This window comes from Flavobacterium resistens, from assembly GCF_900182645.1.
GTDB classification, from domain to species: domain Bacteria; phylum Bacteroidota; class Bacteroidia; order Flavobacteriales; family Flavobacteriaceae; genus Flavobacterium; species Flavobacterium resistens.
This window is the reverse complement of record NZ_FXTA01000002.1, coordinates 767,649-788,092: the sequence shown is the minus strand read 5'-3', so window position 1 is coordinate 788,092 and position 20,444 is coordinate 767,649. Positions and strand designations below refer to the sequence as shown.

Annotated in this window: 18 protein-coding genes; 9 read left to right on the top strand and 9 right to left on the bottom strand. The window is 33.7% G+C overall.

Annotated elements, in window-relative coordinates; translation table 11 throughout:
* The first annotated feature begins 228 nt into the window (after window positions 1–228).
* Together FN795_RS09470 and FN795_RS09465 are read left to right on the top strand one after the other, a co-directional pair.
* The gene (locus tag FN795_RS09470; protein WP_142450379.1) at window positions 229–3,510 is read left to right on the top strand and encodes a glycosyltransferase family 117 protein; all 3,282 of its coding nucleotides are present in this window, start codon (window positions 229–231) and stop codon (window positions 3,508–3,510) included.
* Window positions 3,511–3,607: 97 nt separating this feature from the next.
* On the top strand, window positions 3,608–4,246 hold the full coding sequence (locus tag FN795_RS09465; protein WP_142450378.1) for a polysaccharide deacetylase family protein: 639 nt from the start codon (window positions 3,608–3,610) through the stop codon (window positions 4,244–4,246).
* A 24-nt stretch (window positions 4,247–4,270) separates the two neighbouring features.
* On the opposite strand, the gene FN795_RS09460 is transcribed toward FN795_RS09465, so the two are convergent.
* From FN795_RS09460 to FN795_RS09430, 7 genes are all read right to left on the bottom strand, one after another.
* Window positions 4,271–4,573: a thioredoxin family protein gene (locus tag FN795_RS09460; protein WP_026728605.1), complete on the bottom strand. Its 303-nt coding sequence runs from the start codon at window positions 4,571–4,573 to the stop codon at window positions 4,271–4,273.
* 73 nt (window positions 4,574–4,646) lie between these two features.
* Window positions 4,647–5,882, bottom strand: a complete 1,236-nt coding sequence (locus tag FN795_RS09455) for a metallophosphoesterase (protein ID WP_142450377.1) — start codon at window positions 5,880–5,882, stop codon at window positions 4,647–4,649.
* Window positions 5,883–6,062: 180 nt separating this feature from the next.
* Window positions 6,063–6,248, bottom strand: coding sequence for a hypothetical protein (locus tag FN795_RS09450; RefSeq protein ID WP_035645306.1), 186 nt, complete (start codon window positions 6,246–6,248; stop codon window positions 6,063–6,065).
* A gap of 108 nt (window positions 6,249–6,356) precedes the next feature.
* Window positions 6,357–7,694: a sensor histidine kinase gene (locus FN795_RS09445; RefSeq protein ID WP_244289963.1), complete on the bottom strand. Its 1,338-nt coding sequence runs from the start codon at window positions 7,692–7,694 to the stop codon at window positions 6,357–6,359.
* 10 nt (window positions 7,695–7,704) lie between these two features.
* Entirely contained in the window at window positions 7,705–8,379 is a 675-nt protein-coding gene (locus FN795_RS09440; protein ID WP_142450376.1) for a response regulator transcription factor, read from the bottom strand.
* Window positions 8,380–8,571: 192 nt separating this feature from the next.
* Window positions 8,572–8,760 carry a hypothetical protein gene (locus FN795_RS09435; protein WP_142450375.1) on the bottom strand — a complete coding sequence of 63 codons (189 nt, stop codon included), beginning with the start codon at window positions 8,758–8,760 and terminating at the stop codon, window positions 8,572–8,574.
* 50 nt (window positions 8,761–8,810) lie between these two features.
* The gene (locus tag FN795_RS09430; RefSeq protein WP_142450374.1) at window positions 8,811–9,008 is read right to left on the bottom strand and encodes a hypothetical protein; all 198 of its coding nucleotides are present in this window, start codon (window positions 9,006–9,008) and stop codon (window positions 8,811–8,813) included.
* Window positions 9,009–9,323: 315 nt separating this feature from the next.
* On the opposite strand from FN795_RS09430, the gene polA reads away from it, so the two are divergent.
* A complete protein-coding gene (polA, locus tag FN795_RS09425) occupies window positions 9,324–12,164 on the top strand; it encodes a DNA polymerase I (RefSeq protein ID WP_142450373.1) in 2,841 nt (946 codons plus the stop codon).
* A 71-nt stretch (window positions 12,165–12,235) separates the two neighbouring features.
* Here the strand turns inward: polA and FN795_RS09420 are convergent, their stop codons facing one another.
* Window positions 12,236–13,264 carry a LacI family DNA-binding transcriptional regulator gene (locus tag FN795_RS09420; RefSeq protein ID WP_142450372.1) on the bottom strand — a complete coding sequence of 343 codons (1,029 nt, stop codon included), beginning with the start codon at window positions 13,262–13,264 and terminating at the stop codon, window positions 12,236–12,238.
* Window positions 13,265–13,460: 196 nt separating this feature from the next.
* Between FN795_RS09420 and FN795_RS09415 the strand changes: the two genes are divergently transcribed.
* From FN795_RS09415 to tsf, 6 genes are all read left to right on the top strand, one after another.
* Window positions 13,461–14,207, top strand: coding sequence for a ferritin-like domain-containing protein (locus tag FN795_RS09415; RefSeq protein ID WP_142450371.1), 747 nt, complete (start codon window positions 13,461–13,463; stop codon window positions 14,205–14,207).
* A gap of 26 nt (window positions 14,208–14,233) precedes the next feature.
* Window positions 14,234–15,046: a ferritin-like domain-containing protein gene (locus tag FN795_RS09410; protein ID WP_142450370.1), complete on the top strand. Its 813-nt coding sequence runs from the start codon at window positions 14,234–14,236 to the stop codon at window positions 15,044–15,046.
* Window positions 15,047–15,239: 193 nt separating this feature from the next.
* The gene (rplM, locus tag FN795_RS09405) at window positions 15,240–15,695 is read left to right on the top strand and encodes a 50S ribosomal protein L13 (RefSeq protein WP_035645324.1); all 456 of its coding nucleotides are present in this window, start codon (window positions 15,240–15,242) and stop codon (window positions 15,693–15,695) included.
* Complete coding sequence (rpsI, locus tag FN795_RS09400) at window positions 15,695–16,081, top strand: 30S ribosomal protein S9 (protein ID WP_035645327.1); 387 nt, start codon at window positions 15,695–15,697, stop codon at window positions 16,079–16,081. The genes rplM and rpsI overlap by 1 nt, the downstream gene beginning before the upstream one ends.
* Before the next feature lie 173 nt (window positions 16,082–16,254).
* Window positions 16,255–17,019: a 30S ribosomal protein S2 gene (gene rpsB, locus FN795_RS09395; protein ID WP_035645329.1), complete on the top strand. Its 765-nt coding sequence runs from the start codon at window positions 16,255–16,257 to the stop codon at window positions 17,017–17,019.
* Between the two features lie 138 nt (window positions 17,020–17,157).
* The gene (gene tsf, locus FN795_RS09390) at window positions 17,158–18,120 is read left to right on the top strand and encodes a translation elongation factor Ts (protein WP_142450369.1); all 963 of its coding nucleotides are present in this window, start codon (window positions 17,158–17,160) and stop codon (window positions 18,118–18,120) included.
* Between the two features lie 155 nt (window positions 18,121–18,275).
* On the opposite strand, the gene FN795_RS09385 is transcribed toward tsf, so the two are convergent.
* Window positions 18,276–20,393, bottom strand: a complete 2,118-nt coding sequence (locus FN795_RS09385; protein ID WP_142450368.1) for a M3 family metallopeptidase — start codon at window positions 20,391–20,393, stop codon at window positions 18,276–18,278.
* Window positions 20,394–20,444: the final 51 nt, after the last annotated feature.

Sequence of the window (20,444 nt, the reverse complement as noted above, 5' to 3'; positions counted from 1 at the left end):
GTGCAAATTTAAGGCTTTATTTAGTTTCTGCAAACTTTTTGCTCAAAAAAAATCACTTTTTTGCTTTTTTTTCAATTAAAAAAACGCATCAACATCAGAATCACCTCATTGACAACATATTACTTTTCAAAGATAGTTTTATAGAATTTTTTGTTAATGCTCGTTTCTTTACGTAAAAAAACATTTTCTTTGTAGGATAGAAAACATACAAAATTTTAACACCTAAATATGGCACAATTCAATTTCAATAAATGGAATACAATTATTGGTTGGTTTGCATTTGCAATCGCTTTAATCACCTACACATTAACTGTCGAACCTACAATGAGCTTTTGGGATTGTGGCGAATATATTGCCACAGCAGCTAAACTAGAAGTTGGCCACCCACCAGGAGCGCCTTTATTCCAAATGATGGGTGCTTTTTTTGCAATGTTTGCCATAGATGCGCAACATGTTGCGGTAATGGTTAATATGATGTCTGTTTTTTCTAGCGCATTCACAATCTTATTTATGTTTTGGTCTTCATCTATGATTTTGAAAAAAATTGTAGCACGTTTTGCCGAAATTGATCAAAACAATTCAGTTGTTATTTTAGGAAGTTCCTTTGTTGGAGCATTAGCTTATACTTTCTCTGATAGTTTTTGGTTTAATGCAGTTGAAGCAGAAGTTTACGCGATGGCTTCCCTATTAATTGCATTGCTTTTCTGGCTTGGTCTTCGTTGGGAACAAGACATGGACAAACCAAAAGGAAACAAATGGCTTTTGCTAATTTCATTAGTTGTCGGGCTCTCATTTGGTGTGCACTTTATGGCATTATTGACAATTCCTTCAATAGGTTTTCTATACTATTTTAAACACTACGAAAAAGTTACCATAAAAAACTTCCTGATTGCTAACGTAGTTGTTATTGGAATTTTATTATTCATTTTTAAATTATTACTGCCTTTGACTATGGCATTTTTTGGTAAAACCGAAATATACATGGTTAACAGTTTAGGACTTCCTTTTAATTCAGGAACCATTTTTGTGGCATTACTTTTTATCGCTTTCTTTTATTTTGGTTTAAAATTCACCAAACAAAAAGGGCTAATTTTTTACAACACTATTATTCTTTGTATTTTATTCATCCTGATTGGTTTCTCTACTTGGATGATGCTTCCTGTCCGCGCAAATGCAAATACAGTAATTAACGAAAATAAGCCATCAGATGCTATTGAAGTTTTAGCTTATTATAATCGTGAACAATATGGTGTAAATCCTTTATTTTATGGTCCGCAATACACAGAATTTTTTGCTGGGCTTGATGAAAAAACACCTTATTTAGACAAAAAACCAAACTACGAAAGAGATTATAAAACTGGTAAATATATCATTACCAATAATTATAAAAACGCAGATCAAAATTCTGATGACAATCAAAAAACGATTCTGCCAAGAATGTGGAGCACTGAAATGGGACATATTCAAAATTATATCAACTTTACAAATCCGCCTAAATTCAAAATCAACCCAAATTACAATTACGAAGAAGATTTAGGAGAATACGGAATTGACGTAAGCCAATTAAGTGAAGATGAATACAATAAAGCTACAGCTCAATTAAGAAATGAAGTTGAAAAAACGGTTTCTGAGTTCAGAAAAGCATATGCTCAAAAACAAATTGATAACGAAGGTTATGTAAAATTCTTAAAGAGCTATGGAAAATACTTAACAATTGAAAAACCAACAACTGTAGATAATTTCAGTTTTATGTTCGAATACCAATTTGGATATATGTACTGGAGATATTTGATGTGGAATTTTGTTGGACGTCAAAGTGATGTTCAAGGAAAGTATGACAATTTAGATGGAAACTGGATCAGCGGCATCAAACCACTCGATTCCCTACATTTAGGTTCTCAAGACAATCTTCCATCAGACGTTTTAAATAATAAAGGCCGAAATGTTTACTATTTCCTTCCTTTTATCTTAGGTCTTATCGGAATAATGTATCACGCCAACAAAGATCTTAAAAGCTTTTATGTTCTTTTAGCATTATTCTTATTTACGGGAATTGCCTTAAAAATTTATTTGAACGAAAGACCATTTGAACCTCGAGAGAGAGATTATGCACTTGTAGGATCATTTTATGTTTTTGCCATTTGGATTGGATTTGGGGTTTACTCTTTATATGAAAGTATTCAGAAATATATTGCACCAAAAATTGCAGGACCAGTAATTATTGCAGGAAGTTTGTTAGCAGCTCCTATTTTAATGGCTTCTCAAAACTGGGATGACCACGACAGATCAGGAAGATATACAGCAGTTGCAATGGCAAAAGCTTACTTAAGTTCTTGCGATAAAGATGCAATTCTATTTACTATTGGTGATAATGATACATTCCCTCTTTGGTACGCTCAGGAAATTGAGCATTTTAGAACCGATGTAAAAATCGTAAATACAAGCTTATTCATGACGGATTGGTATATTGATCAAATGAAAGCCAAAGCCTATGAATCTGATCCATTGCCAATATCTTTCACACATGATGATTATGTGGGAGATAAATTGGATTATGTTGCTCATATTCAAAAAATAGACACTCGATGGAACATCACTGATTTTATCAATTTTATTAAAAATCCAAAATCAACAGTTGGTCTTCAAAACGGACAAACAATTCATTTTTATCCAACAAATAAAATCAGAGTTCCTGTTGACAAAAATATCATTGTTAAAAATAAGGTCGTAAATCCAAAATACAACGACTCTATCGTTCCTTATTTAGATATTGATATCAAAGGAAGCGCATTGTACAAAAACCGTTTAATGATGCTTGATATCTTGGCCAATAACAATTGGAAACGTCCAATTTACTTCAGCGGAGGTGCATTTGACGATGAAGATTATTTATGGTTAAAAGATTATTTACAATTAGATGGAATGGTTTACAAATTAGTTCCTATCAAAAATGTTCCTTCAAAAGATGGTGGACCAATGGATATGGGACAAATTGATGCAGATAAAATGTATAATATCGTAATGAAATGGGATTGGGGCAACAGTGAAAGTGATAAAATCTATCATGATCCTGAAACCCGAAGAAATAGCATTACTTACCGCACTAACCTATCTCGTTTAATGGATCAGCTTATCGCTGAAGGCAAAATTGACAAAGCTAAAAATGTTATCAATTTAGCAATGACAAAACTGCCATTAGACAAATTTGGTTATTATTCATTAGTAGAACCTTTTACAAATGGATACTACAAAGTAGGAGAAACTGCAAAAGCACAAGATTTGCTTAATAAACTGGTAAAAAAATACAATGAAAACCTAAACTATTACGCAACATTACCTCCAAACGACCAAACTGATCTTGCAATGGATATTATTACTGATATCGAGCGTTACAGAAGTCTTTTACAAGTAATGAAGCATAATCACGATGAAGCTTTTTATGAAAAACACAAAAAGACTTTCAATACGTATGTAAATGTATTCGAACGTTTTGGACGTGAAAAAGAATAATAATATACGAAAAATATACTGATTAAAAAAATGCAGTGCTGTTAGATAAATAGCACTGCATTTTTTAATTTTACAGTATATGTAAATCCATTTCAAAATGAGCTTTTATTGGGTAAAAACAAATTCTTTTATCAAAAGGGTATTTTCTAAATATTGTTGGGATATTCCGAACAAGGAAAAGAAAATATACCTCACTTTTGATGACGGCCCTACGCCAGAAATCACAGACTGGGTTTTATCTGAACTGAAAAAATTTGACGCAAAAGCCACTTTCTTCTGTATTGGGAAAAATATAAATGCAAACTCAACTTTATTCGAAAGGTTAATTGCCGAAGGACACGCTATCGGCAACCATACTATGAATCACATTAATGGATGGAAAAGCCAAACTAATGATTATATTGAAAATGTAAAAAACTGTGCTTCGATTTTAGCAGATGAAAAAAAACTGAACAGCTTATTATTTCGTCCTCCATATGGAAAAATAAAAAAAGCGCAGTCTAAAATTCTGCGAAACCTTGGTTATAAAATAGTAATGTGGGATGTTTTGAGTGCCGATTTTGATCAATCAATCACGCCAGAAAAATGTCTTGAGAATGTGACCAAAAATGTAACTTCGGGAAGTGTCATTGTTTTTCATGACAGTATTAAAGCATCACAAAATTTAAAATTTGCTTTACCTAAAACTTTACATTTTTTAAAAGAAAATGGATATGCTTTTGATGTTATTCATTAAAAAACAACATCAACAAAAGTTTTATTATTGATTAAATTGTTCTTGAACAATTCCTATAATTGTATTTGCATCAAGTTCTCCTGATTGTCTCCAAATCATTTGACCTTCTTTATAAATCATAAGTGTTGGAAGTCCTTTAATACGAAGAGCCTCAGCTAGTTCCTGATTCTTATCTACATCAATTTTGATTACTTTGGCTTTATCACCAAGTGCAGCCGCAACATCTTTAATTACAGGATGCATTGATACTGACGATTCATTCCAATCTGTGTAAAAGTCAATTAACACAGGGACTTGAGCATTTATTAGTTCTCCAAATTTTGACATAAAACCAAAAATTTAAATTTTTTAATTTACTACAAAGAGGCAAATATTCTACAAATGTAGCATTTTTAACGAATTAAGCCACATTCTTGCCCTTTTTTAGTTCTATCACTGTTATTTCTGGCATAATACCAACTCGGCCTGGATAGGCATGAAAACCAAATCCGCGGTTAACATAAACGTATCTTCCGGCTGTTTCGTACAAGCCTGCCCACTGTTTGTAAATATATTGTGCCAAACTCCATTTAAAATAACCTGGAATTTCGATTCCAAACTGCATTCCATGTGTATGTCCTGCCAATGTCAAATGGAAATTTTTAGGATGATCTTTAATTTCGGCGTCCCAATGACTTGGATCGTGACTCATTAAGACTTTAAAATCCTCTTTTGCTACATTTTCAGAAGCTTTATTTAAATCTCCGGCTTTCTTGAAATTAACGCCCCAGTTCTCTACTCCAACTAAAGCAATTTTATCATCGCCTTTTTGAATGTATGTATGTTCGTTCAATAACAATTTGAATCCTATTTGACCATAAAGACTCTTGATTTCATGAAAGTTTTCATCTTTTTCTTTTTCTGATGGCCAAGTCACATATTCTCCATAATCGTGATTTCCTAAAACCGAAAATTTACCGTATTTATAATTTTTGATTCGGCTAAAAGTTTCTAGCCAAGGATGCATCTCTTTTGCATGTGTATTTACGATATCTCCGGTAAATAAAATCATATCTGATTCTTGTTCATTGATCAAATCAATAGCGTAATTTATCTTTTCCGGATTATCAAAACTTCCGCTGTGAACGTCTGAAATCTGGGTAATTTTGAAACCATCAAAAGCATCTGGAAGATCTGGAAAAAAAATCGTTTGCTTAATGACTTTAAAGTTATATTTTCCTTCAAAAATTCCATATATCAAAGATAAAAAAGGAACTGCCGCCAATCCTAATGCAATTTGACTGATAAACTTTCTTCTATCTGGCATCATTTCTTTTCTCGGAGCGTTGTACATGAAATAATTCAAAAGACTGGCTCCAATTCTAAAAATGTCTTCACCAAACATTACTAGCGTAAGAACGATTTTTGGAACATAAACCAACAGCATAAGTCCCATTGTAAACATGGTTTGCTTGGTTTGTCCTACTGAACGGTCAAATTGAGTAAATGAATAAATGATAAATGCTAAAAGCAGAAAACTTATAATCTGATAACTTATTAAAGCCCATCTTACTTTGATAAGAGTTCGGAAAGCTTGATAGGAATAAAACTCGATAAGCAGAAAAAGGGCACAAAGAATTACAAAACGAAAAATCATTAGTTATAGTTTTAAGCAAAGTAACAAAGAATGAAAATTTTATTGCTTTTTATTATCAAAAATTTAACTCAAAAATAAAGAACAAAAAGCTGGCAGATTTCTCTGCCAGCTTTTTCTCTACCAAATTTTTTAAAACCTTTTATAAACCAAAACATTGTTTGCTGAGCAAACTTGTGCTTTTTATTTTTGAGTTTTTGCTGCTTCTGGCTTAGCTGCCTCTGCTTTTTTAGCTTTTTTATCTGCTTTTTTCTCTTTTTTAGGAGCTTTAGCTTCTTTTGCTGGAGCGGTTTGAGCTGGAGTTGTTTGAGCGTTTACCATAGCCACTGTTCCTAGAACAGCTACTGCTAACATTATTACTTTTTTCATAATTAAAATTTTTTGCTGATTTGTTAATTACTTCATTATTATACTTCAAAGATAGAATCACAAAATGAAGATTAAATGAAGATTAAACCTGTTAGGAAAAATTAACTTTTAATTGTGTTTTACAGCTTCCGGAAGCACTAATGTGAAGGTTGTTCCTTCATTTATTTTTGAAACAACTTTGATTTCGATATGGTGAAAAGAGGCTATACTTTCAGCAATAGCAAGTCCCAAGCCTTGACCTTCCTGATCTGAATTAATTCTGGCAAATCTGTTAAATATTTTTTCCAAATGAGCTTCACTCATTCCCAATCCTGAATCGGCAATTGAAATAAAATAGCGTTCTTTTTCAAATCCATCTGAAATTATAATATTCCCTTTTGGACGATTATACTTTATGGCATTGGTTACCAAATTATAAATCAAAATATGAATCAGTGTTTTATTTCCGATAAAAACATAATCAAACTCCATCTGATTTACAAAATCAATTTCACGATCCTCCATACGATCCTGAAAATCTTCCTGCAAATCATCTATAATTTCATGGAAATTAATATTTTCGGTTGCTTCATACTGGTTGTTTTCAATTCGGGAAATCAAAAGCAAGTTATTGATGATTTTTTTCAGCATATCCAGCGTCTTCAATGAACCTGCAATTTTATCAACAGCATTATCATCTAGAGAATCATTCTGAAGTAAGTTTTCGAATTTGTTTTTCAGCAGCGCAATTGGTGTTAACAATTCGTGTGAAACATTCGAAATAAATTGTTTTTCTTTTTTGAAAAGTTCTGAGATTCGATCCATCATTTGGTTCAGAACCAAATCTAATTCTCTAAAATCTCTCGAATTTGCTTTTATCGGAGTATGATCAAAAGCTTCCGGTTCGTTAACGCGCCTTATTTTTGTATCGATGATTTTATAAAAAGGTTTCAGCAGATATTCAATATAAACGGTATCTGCCAAAAAAGTAACCAGCAAAATAACAACTAAAACAATAATTATAAAAAATCGGATAATAAAAGTAAGGTCATTCACTTCACTCAAACTGCTCCCGATTTCCAGTTGATAACCTTGATTTTCGTAGGTGAAATGATATTGCAGAATTCTATATTCATTTTCTTCTCCTTCGATAATTCGGTATTCATTCGTGAAAATCGCTTTTTTATCTTTTTCCTTTACCCGGATTTTAGATAATACTAAAAATTCACTGTGAAGCGTAGAAAATTGAGAATATGTTTCAGTTGAATCATCGGCATTTTCAATAAAATCATCAATTTCTTTTTTATTCAAATGATCAATAAATTTTTTCTTTTTTTCAATCAAGCCATTATTAATATGTCGGTAAACAACATTTTCAACTAAAATGGGCAGCATTAGCCATAAAATCAAAATCACCAACAATCGCGTCAGTGCATTAAAAATAGCTAACTGGTGTTTTATCTTCACAAATTTATTTTTATTCGTTTATGCGATAACCTACATTTCGAACGGTTTCAAACCAATCTATAGATCGATGTTTGTCTAATTTTTTTCGAAGATTTCGGACATGAACATCTATAAAATTGGAATCAGAATTAACTTCAAGAATATCTCCCCAAATATGCTCCGTTAACTGAAGTCGGGTGATAACTCTGTTTTTATTCAAAACCAAATACTGAAAAATATCAAATTCCTTTTTAGTCAGACTAAGCGGTATATCATTATAGCTGACTTTATAATCCTGCAATTGAAGCAAAAACCCGTGAATGCTTAAATTATTTAATGTAAAACCATGAATTCTGCGAATTACGGCAAACAATCTGGCACTTAGTTCTGTTAATGCAAAAGGTTTTGTCAAATAATCATCGGCACCTAAATGAAGACCATTTATTCTGTCATCTAATTCTCCGCGGGCTGTGAGAACAATTACAGCCATTTTTGATTGCGTTTTTCGTACGGTTTTCAAAACCTCAAAACCGTCTCCATCCGGCAAGCCAAGATCAAGCAGCATGGCATCATAATCATTACTGCTGACTTCTTCCAAAGCATCATTACAACTATGGGCAATTTTACATACATAACCCGCATTGCACAGAAAATCATAAACTTCTACTGCTAGCTCTCTGTTATCTTCAACAATTAAAATATTCATAAAAACAGCTATTAAGCGCAATTAAATTTAAGCAATTTTAAAAAATCTTGTTACGCATTATTAAAAAATTAACGAATAAAAAAAGCTGATAAATTTCTTCATCAGCCTTTTCCAACCGCATTCTCCATAATCATTATTCCTGTTTTGTTTTTGTTTACCATGATAAAAAACAAAACTCAAACAATCTTTATTTTACTTTTTTGCAGCTTCTGCTTTTGGAGCTTCACTTTTTTCTGATTTTTCTTTTTTACCAGATTTGTGATTATGGTGTTTAGTTGCTTTTACCTCTTTTGCCGGTGCAGCCTGAGTTGGTGCAGTTTGAGCATTTACCATTACACTTGTTCCTAAAATCAATACTGCGGCCATCAATAAATTTTTCATGATTTCTAATTTTTTAAATTAATGTTTTTTATTCTCTTAAATTCTTTTTCTTATTTTTTTACTTTTGCTGTCTCTGCTTTTGGAGCTTCAGTTTTTTCTGATTTCGCTTTTTTATCAGATTTGTGTTTCGGGTGTTTTGTTGCGGTAACTTCTTTAACTGGAACTGTTTTACCATCTTTTGCAGGAAACGCATGAACCATTGCGCTTGTTCCTAAAACTGCTACTAATAACATCAATAAATTTCTCATGATTTCTAAGATTTAAAAATTAATTACCTTTTATTTTACAGATCAAAATTACCTCTGCAAAATGAAGCCAAAATGAAGAAATCCCTGAATAAAAATTTTTAACTTGATATTAACTCTTTCTCGCTTTTTACCATATAAGTCATATAAGTTCATTTCAACATTCAGCATAAATAATATTCGCAATAAATATTTTAGAACCATTGCAGTGCCTCTCTACTAAAATCAACTTATATAACTTATATGTTGGAAAAAAAATCTTGTTACGATAATTTTTAAGAACCCAATTGTTTATTTTTACAGACTAATATTTTTTATATGTCAACTCAAAAACGCCTTTTTCTTCTAGATGCTTATGCATTAATTTTCCGCGGTTATTATGCTTTTATAAAAAACCCGAGAATCAACTCAAAAGGAATGGATACATCTGCAATTATGGGTTTTATGAACTCACTTCTGGATGTTATCAAAAGAGAAAAACCAGACCACTTGGCCGTTGCTTTTGACAAAGGCGGAAGTCAGCTACGAAATGAAATCTTTCCAGAATACAAAGCCAATCGCGACGTAACGCCCGAAGCCATAAAAATTGCGGTACCTTATATATGCGAATTACTAAAAGCAATGCACATTCCGATTATTGAAGTTGAAGGTTTTGAAGCCGACGATTTGATTGGAACTATTGCCAAACAAGCAGAAAAACAGAATTACAAAGTTTTTATGGTAACGCCTGATAAAGATTTTGCTCAGTTAGTTTCTGAAAATATCTTTATGTACAAACCGGCCCGAATGGGTAACGGAATCGAAATATGGGGTGTTCCCGAAGTTTTGGCAAAATTTGAAATCGACAGACCAGAACAAGTAATTGATTTTCTTGGAATGATGGGCGATGCTGCCGATAATATTCCTGGACTTCCCGGAGTTGGAGAAGTTACAGCCAAAAAACTTTTGAAAGAATTTGGTACAATGGAAAACCTTTTGGCAAATACCGACAAGCTAAAAGGCAAAATGAAAGAAAACATTGAAGCCAATAAAGAAAAAGGTCTTCTTTCTAAAACATTGGCAACTATATTATTAGATTGTCCAGTAACTTTTGATGAAACTGATTACGAATTAACACGTCCGGATATTGAAAAAACGGATGCTATTTTTCAGGAATTAGAATTTAGAAGAATGGCAGAACAGTTTGACAATTTATTCAAAACAGACGGAACTCAAACTGCAGCTCCAGAAGTTTCTGATGCTAAATTGTACAAAAAACCACAACCTAAAAATGACGATCAATTTGATCTTTTTGGAAGCGCTTCCGCAGATGAAAATGCCGAAACTCCAAGAACTTCTTTTTACAATACATTATTAGATACACCTCACTCCTACCAGATTATTCAAGGAGATTTGGGTGTAAAATTGCTTTTGCAGAATTTACAAAATCAGACTTCGGTTTGCTTTGATACCGAAACAACTGGAATTGATGCTTTGCATGCAGAATTAGTCGGAATGTCTTTTGCTTTTGAAAAAGGAAAAGCATATTACGTTCCGTTTCCGGAAAGCCAGGAAGAAGCTCAAGTTTTAGTTGACAAATTTGTCCCATTTTTCGAAAATGAAAACATCGAAAAAATTGGACAGAATTTAAAATATGATCTAAAAATCCTTGCTAATTATGGTGTTACCGTAAAAGGAAAACTTTTTGATACCATGATTGCACATTATTTGATCAATCCGGATATGCGTCATAATATGGATATTTTGGCCGAAACATATTTGAAATATTCTCCAAAATCAATTGAAGACTTAATTGGAAAAAAAGGAAAAAATCAGCTTTCAATGCGCGATGTTCCTTTAGAAGACATTAAAGAATATGCTGCCGAAGATGCTGATATTACTTTACAATTAAAAGAAATCTTTACGACCGAATTAGACAAAACCGAAACTAAAAAGTTATTTGATGAAATCGAAATTCCATTAGTAAGCGTTTTGGCTGCAATGGAAACCGAAGGAATTCGTTTGGATGTTGATTTCTTAAAAGGAATGTCATCTGAAATGGATGTGGAAATCAAATCTTTGGAACAACAAATTTATGAAACTGCCGGAGAGAAATTCAATTTAGCTTCTCCAAAACAGTTGGGGGATATTTTATTTGACAAAATGAAAATTGGCGGTGCCAAACAAAAGAAAACCAAGACCGGACAATATGCAACCGGAGAAGAAGTTTTAACTTATTTAGCCAATGACAACCCGATTGTAAAACAAATTCTGGACTGGCGCCAAATGGTGAAATTGCAAAGCACTTATATTTTGGCTTTGCCGGAACAAGTAGACAAAAAAACATTGCGTGTTCATACCGATTATATGCAAACAGTTGCTGCAACAGGTCGTTTGAGTTCCAATAATCCGAACTTGCAGAATATTCCGATTCGTACCGAAAGAGGACGCCAAATTCGTAAAGCTTTTGTTGCACGCGATGAAAATCACACTTTAATCTCTGCCGATTACTCGCAAATTGAATTACGAATTATTGCTGCTTTAAGTGGTGAAGAAAATATGATTAAAGCTTTCCAGGATGGAGAAGATATTCATAAAGCAACAGCTGCAAAAGTATTTAATGTAGCTTTGGATGAAGTTTCACGTGAACAGAGAAGCAATGCCAAAACAGTAAACTTCGGAATTATATATGGTGTTTCTGCTTTTGGATTGAGCAGTCAGACTTCATTGTCGAGAAGTGAAAGCGCCGCTTTAATTGAAGCGTATTATAAAACCTATCCGAGATTAAGATCTTACATTAACGAGCAAATAGAATTTGCACGCGAAAAAGGATATGTACAAACTATTTTAGGACGTCGTCGTTATTTAAAAGATATCAACTCTGCAAATGCTGTAGTAAGAAGTGCTGCCGAACGAAATGCTGTAAATGCTCCAATTCAGGGAAGCGCTGCCGATGTAATCAAAATTGCGATGATTAATATTCATAAAAAATTACAAGACGAAAACTGGAAATCTAAAATGTTGCTTCAGGTACATGATGAGCTTGTGTTCGATGTTCATAATGATGAACTCGAAAAAATCCAGCCAATGATTAAACACGAAATGGAAAACGCATTTAAAATGGCGGTTCCTTTAGAAGTTGAACTTGGGTTAGGTAAAGATTGGTTAGAAGCGCATTAATCTAATTTTAGAGCTTTCGAATTAACTTTGAAACATAAAAAAACCACCAGTTGTTGCTGGTGGTTTTTTAATTATTTTACTTTTCTAGTCGATTCTCTTTCTTTCAAAACTGTCTTGATAACGATTGTTTCATAATCTGAAGTTTCTTCTTCGGTTTCTTCCAATCTTTTGATTAATCGTTTTGCAGCAACTTCGCCAATTTCGATTCCGTGTTGGCTTACTGTTGTCAAACTTGGAGACAAACGTCTTGAAGCTAAAATTCCGTCAGCAAAACCAATAATTGAAATATCTTCCGGAACTCTGTATCCTTTTTTCAGACTCACTCTCAAAGCAGCAACCGAATCATTTTCATCTAAAGCAAAAATTGCATCTACTTTATTATCAAAAATAGCATCGATTTTAGCTTTCATATCATCTTCAGAATCAGTTCGAAGAATGATTTTTTCGTTCACCGGAATATTATTGTCTTTTAAAGCTTTTAAATATCCATCGGCTCTTAATTTTCCAACGCTTAAATTATCTACTGACGAAATCAACGCAATATTTTTACATCCTAAATTAATTAAATGCTGTGTTGAGTTTAAAGCAGAGTCAAAATCATCAACCACAACTTTATCACAATCAACTTCATCAGCAATACGGTCGAACATTACAATTGGAGTTCCGTCATTAATAATTTCCGAAAAGTGATTGTAATCCTGAAGTTTTTGCGCTTCCTCAGAAACTGAAAGAATAAAACCGTCAATAGTTCCGTTGCTCAACATTTCAAGCGTATGAATTTCTTTTTCTAAAGATTCATTAGAAATACAAGTAATTACATTATATCCTTTCTTGTCGGCTACTTTTTCGATCCCGCTAAAAACTTTAGCAAAAAAAGAGTTCAATATATTAGGTATAATTACACCAATGGTTTTGGTTTTTCTGTTCTTCAAATTCAGACCAATAACATTCGGTTTATAATTTTTGAGTTTGGCATACTCCTTAATCTTCACCTTCGTCTGCTCACTAATTTCCGGACTATCGTTCAATGCTTTAGACACTGTAGACACAGAAACACCTAGTTCTTTCGCAATTTGTTTAAGAGTTGCTTTAGCTTTCATCTATTAAAATTTTATGTAATTAATACAAATATAGTAGAATTACCTAAAATAAAACAAAAAAGCCCTACCACTTATTAAAAATATAAGGTCTTTTGAAAATAAAAGCAAGATAACCCTGATTTTTAAAACCGCATCTCCTTAAATCTCGTTAATACTCTAATATACGCTTTATTAACCTTAATAAAAACCTTTGATTATGAAAAACGAAGTTAAAATTCAGGAAGTTAATCCTTCCCTAGATAGCAGAAGAAGCTTTCTAAAGCTCAGCGGCTTAACGCTAGTTAGTGCAGGTTTGGTTCTGGCTGGCTGCAGCAACAATGATGATGATAACAATATGCAGGATAATACCCTGCCAGGCATAAAGAACGGAGTGTTTGATTTAGGTTCAGGAGACTTTGGTGTACTTACGTACGCGTATGCACTTGAACAATTAGAAGCCGACTTTTACACGAAAGTCGTAAACGCCTCAAATTTTAACTCTACTTTTAATGATATTGAACGTCAGGTTTTAACCGATTTATATCATCACGAAGTAATTCACAGAGATTTTTTCAAAGCCGCTTTGACTGGAGCACTTCCAGATCCTAGCTCACAACTGCTTCCCTCCTTGGCATTTAACTATGGCTCTATGAATTTCAACAGTCGTAACGAAGTTCTTGCAACTGCAAAAGCACTAGAAGATACAGGAGTTGCCGCGTACAACGGTGCTGGAAAATTAATTAAAAGCGCAGATTACTTGTTATTGGCTGGAAAAATTGTTTCTGTCGAAGCAAGACATGCTTCAGCTATAAGAAGCTTGATCAACCCTAATTCCAAAGATTTTGCGGGTGACGATATTGTAAATACATCAACAGGATTAGATGTCGCAAAAGATCCTTCCAAAATTCTGCCAATTGCTGGAGGATTTATTACTACAAAATTTACTGCCAACTATTTACCTTAATCTTAACTAGCTAAAACTTAGAAATTATGAATATTTTAAAATTTATAGAAACCTTCACTGATGATAGTTTAATGGCAAGAACCGGCTCTAGAAGAGACAGTTTTAATCAGTTTGGAAATATGGGAAGAAATCTGGCATTGGCATCAATCCCATTCGGATTATCAGCAATGGCAAACAAAGCACTTGCAAAAGATATAACAGTAACTCCTGCTACACCAATTGGAGCATTACAATTTGCACTTACTTTAGAATATCTTGAAAACGAATTTTATGCAATGGCATTAGATTCTGGAGTAATTCCCGCTTCTGAAAATGGCGGACGCGATTTGAAAGTTTTTCAGCAAATCGCAGATCACGAAGCTGATCATGTAAAATTCTTAATTGCAGGATTGGGCGGAACAATGAGTCCAAACTTTGTTGCAAAACCTACTTTTGATTTTACCGTTGGAGGCGCATTTGATCCTTTTCATGATTATCCGACCTTTTTAGCATTGGCGCAAGCTTTTGAAGATACAGGCGTTAGAGCTTACAAAGGTCAAGCTGCGAATTTAATTTCAACTCCCGATTTATTGACAGCTGCCTTGCAAATTCATTCTGTCGAAGCTCGACATGCATCTGAAGTTCGACGCTTACGCGGATTAAAAGGCTGGATTTCAAATGCAGAAAGAGGTGCCGGAATGCCAGCAGCCACTCAGGCAGTTTATGATGGTGAAGGTGTCACTATGCAGGCCGGCTACAATACTGCCAGTTTGTTTGGAGCGGCCGCAGGATCAGAAGCTTATGATGAACCGCTGAATACACAACAAGTTGTTGACATTGCAAATTTATTTATTGTTTAACACAAAAAAAACAAAATATTGAACCATCTTCGCGTTATCGTGAAGGTGGTTTTTTTTTAATGATTTAAATACAAAACTGAGAGCCTGATTTTCAGGATATAAAATATTCTTTTCAGGTATTTGGTTTTAAAATAATTAATTGTACTTTTGCATCCCCTTTATTGGGGATGGAATGTTTAATTAAAATAATATTATGGACGCATTAAGCTACAAAACAGTTTCAGCTAGCAAAGCCACTGTAACTAAAGAGTGGATTGTTGTTGACGCTGAAGGTCATAACTTAGGACGTCTTGCTTCTAAAGTTGCAATGATTTTAAGAGGTAAGTACAAGCCAAGTTACACACCGCACGTTGACTGTGGAGATAACGTAATTGTTATCAACTCAGAGAAAATTAACCTTACAGGTACAAAAATGAATGACAAAATTTACATGCGTCATACAGGTTACCCAGGAGGACAAAGAACTTTAACTGCTAAAGTATTGCAATCTAAAAACCCTGCATTATTAGTAGAAAAAGCGGTAAAAGGTATGTTACCTAAAAACAAATTAGGAGCAGAACTTTTCAGAAATCTAAATGTTGTTGTAGGTGCTGAGCATACTCACGGAGCTCAAAAACCTAGAACTGTTAACCTAAATGATCTTAAGTAATGGGAGTTATTCACAAAATCGGTAGAAGAAAAACCGCTGTTGCACGTGTATACGTTTCTGAGGGAACTGGAAACATCACTGTAAACAAAAAAGAATTCGCAACTTACTTTCCAACTGCAACTTTACAATACAAAGTTTTACAACCATTATCTATGACAGAAAATGCTGGTAACTTTGATGTAAAAGTAAACGTTTACGGAGGTGGTACAACTGGTCAGGCAGAAGCTGTAAGAATGGCGTTAGCACGCGTAATGTGTGAAGTTAACGCTGAAAACAGAGGAATCCTTAAACCAGAAGGTTTATTAACAAGAGACCCAAGAATGGTTGAACGTAAGAAATTCGGTCAGAAGAAAGCTCGTAAGAGATTCCAGTTCTCTAAACGTTAATATTACCTGTCTTGTACATTGGTACAAGACTATCAATTATTTATTGAAATTAAAAAACACAGTTATTGTTGCTCTCCTATCGAGGTAGGAAATAGTTTAGCATCTAAATGTATAAAGCCAGAGAAATCGCCATTTATACATTGCTAATCAACAGAACGTAAACTAGTACAAAAATGGCAAACAAAATAGAAGTAAAAGAATTACTAGAAGCAGGTGTTCACTTCGGACACATGACTAGAAAATGGGATCCAAACATGGCTCCTTACATTTATATGGAGCGTAATGGTATTCACATTATCAATCTATATAAAACTGCAGCTAAAATTGAAGAGGCTAATGAAGCTTTGAAAAAAATCGCTGCATCAGGTAGAAAAATCTTATTCGTAGCTACCAAAAAACAAGCAAAAGACATCGTTGCTGATAAAGCAAAAGCTGCAAACATGCCTTACATCACTGAAAGATGGCCAGGTGGAATGCTTACTAACTTCGTAACTATCAGAAAGGCAGTTAAAAAAATGTCTTCTATCGATAAAATGAAGAAAGATGGTACTTTCATGACGTTATCTAAAAAAGAGCGTTTGCAAGTTGATCGTCTACGTGCTAAATTAGAGAAAAACTTAGGTTCAATCGCTGACATGTCTAGACTACCAGCTGCATTGTTCGTAGTAGATATCAAAGCTGAACACATCGCAATAAAAGAAGCTCAAAAATTAAACATTCCAGTTTTCGCAATGGTTGATACGAATTCTGACCCAAGAGAGGTTGATTACGTGATTCCTGCAAATGATGACGCTTCTAAATCAATTGACAAAATTTTATCTTTAGTGACTACTGCAGTAATCGAAGGTCTTTCTGACAGAGGTGCTGAAAAAGAAGTTGAAGCTGCTGAAGAAGCTCCTGCTGTTGAAGCTGAAGCTGCTCCTGCAACTGAAGAATAAATCAAATTTTAAATTCCAAATTTTAAATTCCAAATTCCAAATACAAAATTAAAAACGTTATGTTGATAATTTAATAAAATTGGAGTTTGGGATTTAGAAGATGGAATTTTTACTTTTAACATTAAAATTCAAAATATTATGGCAACAATTACTGCTGCAGACGTAAATAAATTAAGACAATCTACAGGTGCCGGAATGATGGACTGTAAAAAAGCTTTAGTTGAAGCTGAAGGAGATTTCGATAAAGCTATACAAATCCTTAGAGAAAAAGGACAAAAAGTTGCTGCTAACCGTTCTGATCGTGAGTCTTCTGAAGGAGCTGCTGTTTCTTTTATCAATGCAGACAACACTAAAGGAGCTATCATCACTTTAAACTGTGAAACTGACTTCGTAGGTAAAAATGAAGCTTTCGTAACTTTAGCTAAAGATTTAGTTGAAAGAGCTATCAACTTCTCTTCTAAAGAAGAATTCTTGGCTTCTGATTTCAACGGAATCACTGTTGCTGAAAAATTAATCGAGCAAACAGGTGTTATCGGTGAGAAAATCGAAATCGGTGGTTTTGAAATTTTAGAAGGTGCTTTCGTTGGATCTTATGTTCACGTTAACAAAATTGCTGCTTTAACAGCTATTTCTTCTCCAATTGCTAATGCTGATACTTTAACAAAAGACGTATCTATGCAAGTTGCTTCTATGGGAGCTGATACATTATCTTACAAAGATTTTGATCCTGCTTTCGTTGCTTCTGAACTTGCTGCTCGTATTGCTGTAATCGAAAAAGAAAATGAAGAAGCTGCACGTTTAGGAAAAACTTTAAAAAATGTTCCTAAATATATCTCTTTCTCTCAATTAACTCCTGAAGTTATCAAACAAGCTGAAGAAGATGCTAAAGCTGAATTAAAAGCTGAAGGAAAACCAGAGCAAATCTGGGATAAAATTCTTCCAGGAAAAGTTCAACGTTTCATCTCTGACAATACTACTTTAGATCAAGAAAAAGCTTTATTAGATCAAAACTTTATCAAAGATGATAGTAAAAAAGTTGGTGATTATGTTAAAGGATTCAATGTTGAAATCACTGGTTTCAAAAGAGTTACTTTAGGTTAATCCAATTCTTTTTTGATATTTTAAATATCATTACTTTATTATATAAGCCCATTTGTTAGACACAAATGGGCTTTTTTTTATGGATAATTGTTTTTAGATGGTACAAAAAAAAGACTGCCATTTCTGACAGTCTTAATTTTATAAATAATTCCGAATTATTTTTTACTCTTAATTGGGAAGTTTCTTGCACGCATCAAAGCATCTGATTTCGGAGCTCTTCCTCTGAAATTCTCATAAGCTTTTTCCTGATCAATAGTGTTTCCTACGCTAAAAACAGTATCATAAAGTCTTTTTGCAACAGCTTTATCGTAAGCACCTTTTCCTTCTGTAAAAGCTTCCCACGCATCTGCATTGATAACATCAGCCCATAAATAACTGTAATATCCTGCAGCATATCCATCGCTTGAGAAAATATGTCCAAATTGCGGAATACGGTGACGCATTACAATTTCTGAAGGCATATGAAGCGCATCTAACGTTTCTTTTTCAAATTTATGTGGATCAATAGGCTGTGTAGCCAAATGAAGCTTCATATCAACTAAAGAACTAGAGATAGTTTCAACAGTTGAAAAGCCTTCACCAAAGTTTGCTGCTTTTTCAATTCTGTCAACTAAAGCCTGAGGCAATGGCTGATTTGTTTTATAATGCAAAGCGAATTTGTTCAATACTTCTGGAGTTGCCAACCAATGCTCTAATAATTGTGACGGGAACTCAACATAATCTCTTGCAACAGCTGTTCCTGCTAAACTTGGGTATGTTACATTTGAACATAATCCGTGAAGTGCGTGACCAAATTCATGGAATAAAGTCGAAGCGTCTTCCCAAGAAATTAAAATTGGCTCATTTGGAGCACCTTTAACAAAATTACAGTTATTAGATACTATTGTAAGTACATTTCCTTCTAATTTTTGTTGATCGCGGTAAGCATTCATCCAAGCTCCAGAACGTTTTCCTGCGCGAGCGTAAGGATCAAAATACCATAAACCTACAACTTTACCTGTTACTTTATTGCTTACTTCCCAAACACGTACATCTGGGTGATAAACTGGAACATTTGTAATTTGTTTGAAGCTTAAATTGAATAATTCTCCTGCAACCCAAAACATACCTTCACGTAAATTTTCTAACTGAAGATATGGTTTAACTTCGTTTTGATCTAAGTCATATTTTGCTTTTCTAACTTTCTCAGCATAAAAACGGTAATCCCAAGGCTGGATTTTAAAATTCCCTCCTTCAGCATCAACAATTTTTTGCATTTCGGCAACGTCTTTATGAACTTGCTCAACAGCTGGTTCCCAAACTGATTCCATTAAAGCCAAAGTCTTTTTAGGATCTTTTGCCATTTTGTTAGACAAACTCCAATCAGCAAACGTTGGATAGCCTAATAGTTTTGCTTTTTGAGTACGCAACTCTAAAATAGAAACAAGTGTTGCATTATTGTCATTTTCGTTTCCGTTATCACCACGTTTCACAAAAATATCAAATGCTTTTTCTCTTAAATCTCTGCGAGTTGAAAAAGTCAAAAATGGCTCAATTGAAGAACGTGTATTAGCAATACAGCCCATAACATCCAATTTTCTTTCTTTTGCTTCAGCAATTGCAGCATTTTTAACTTCTTGTGGCAAACCATCAAAATCGCTTTCTGTTTTTAAAGCAACGTATTGATTATGCTCTTCTGCTAATAAATTTTGGCTAAAACGTGTAAAAAGTGTTGCCAATTCTTTGTTTATTCCTGCAACTTTAGATTTATCAGCATCGTTTAACTGAGCGCCTTGACGCACAAAATTGGTATAATACAACCAAATTAAACGTTGTTGCTCGCCCGTAAGTTTGCTTTTTTCTTTTGAATTATAAACCGTTTCGATTCTGGTAAATAATTTTTTGTTTTGATTGATTTTATCTGAAAATTCAGAAAATTTAGGTGACAATTCTCTGTCAATTGCGCTAAATTCAGGGCTACTTAAGTTTGATCTGTAAATTCCATAAACAGTCAGAATTCGTTCAATTGTCCCTCCTGAACGCTCTAAAGCAACAATAGTATTTTCGAAAGTAGCTGGTTTTGGATTATTCGCAATAACATCTATTTCGTTTAATTTTTCCTGAATAGCAAATTGAATTGCCGGTTTAAAGTCGGAAACTTTGTACTCATTGAAGGCAGGAACTCCTCCGTAAGGACCTGACCAAGGTTTTAGCAACGGATTATCAGAATTGCTTTGTGCGGAAGCCGCAAAAAAAGTTGTACTCATGATAAAAATTGACATTAATTTTTTCATTCTCGTTAATTTGATTATAAATAATAGAAACTTGTTCTTCTCCAAAAATAC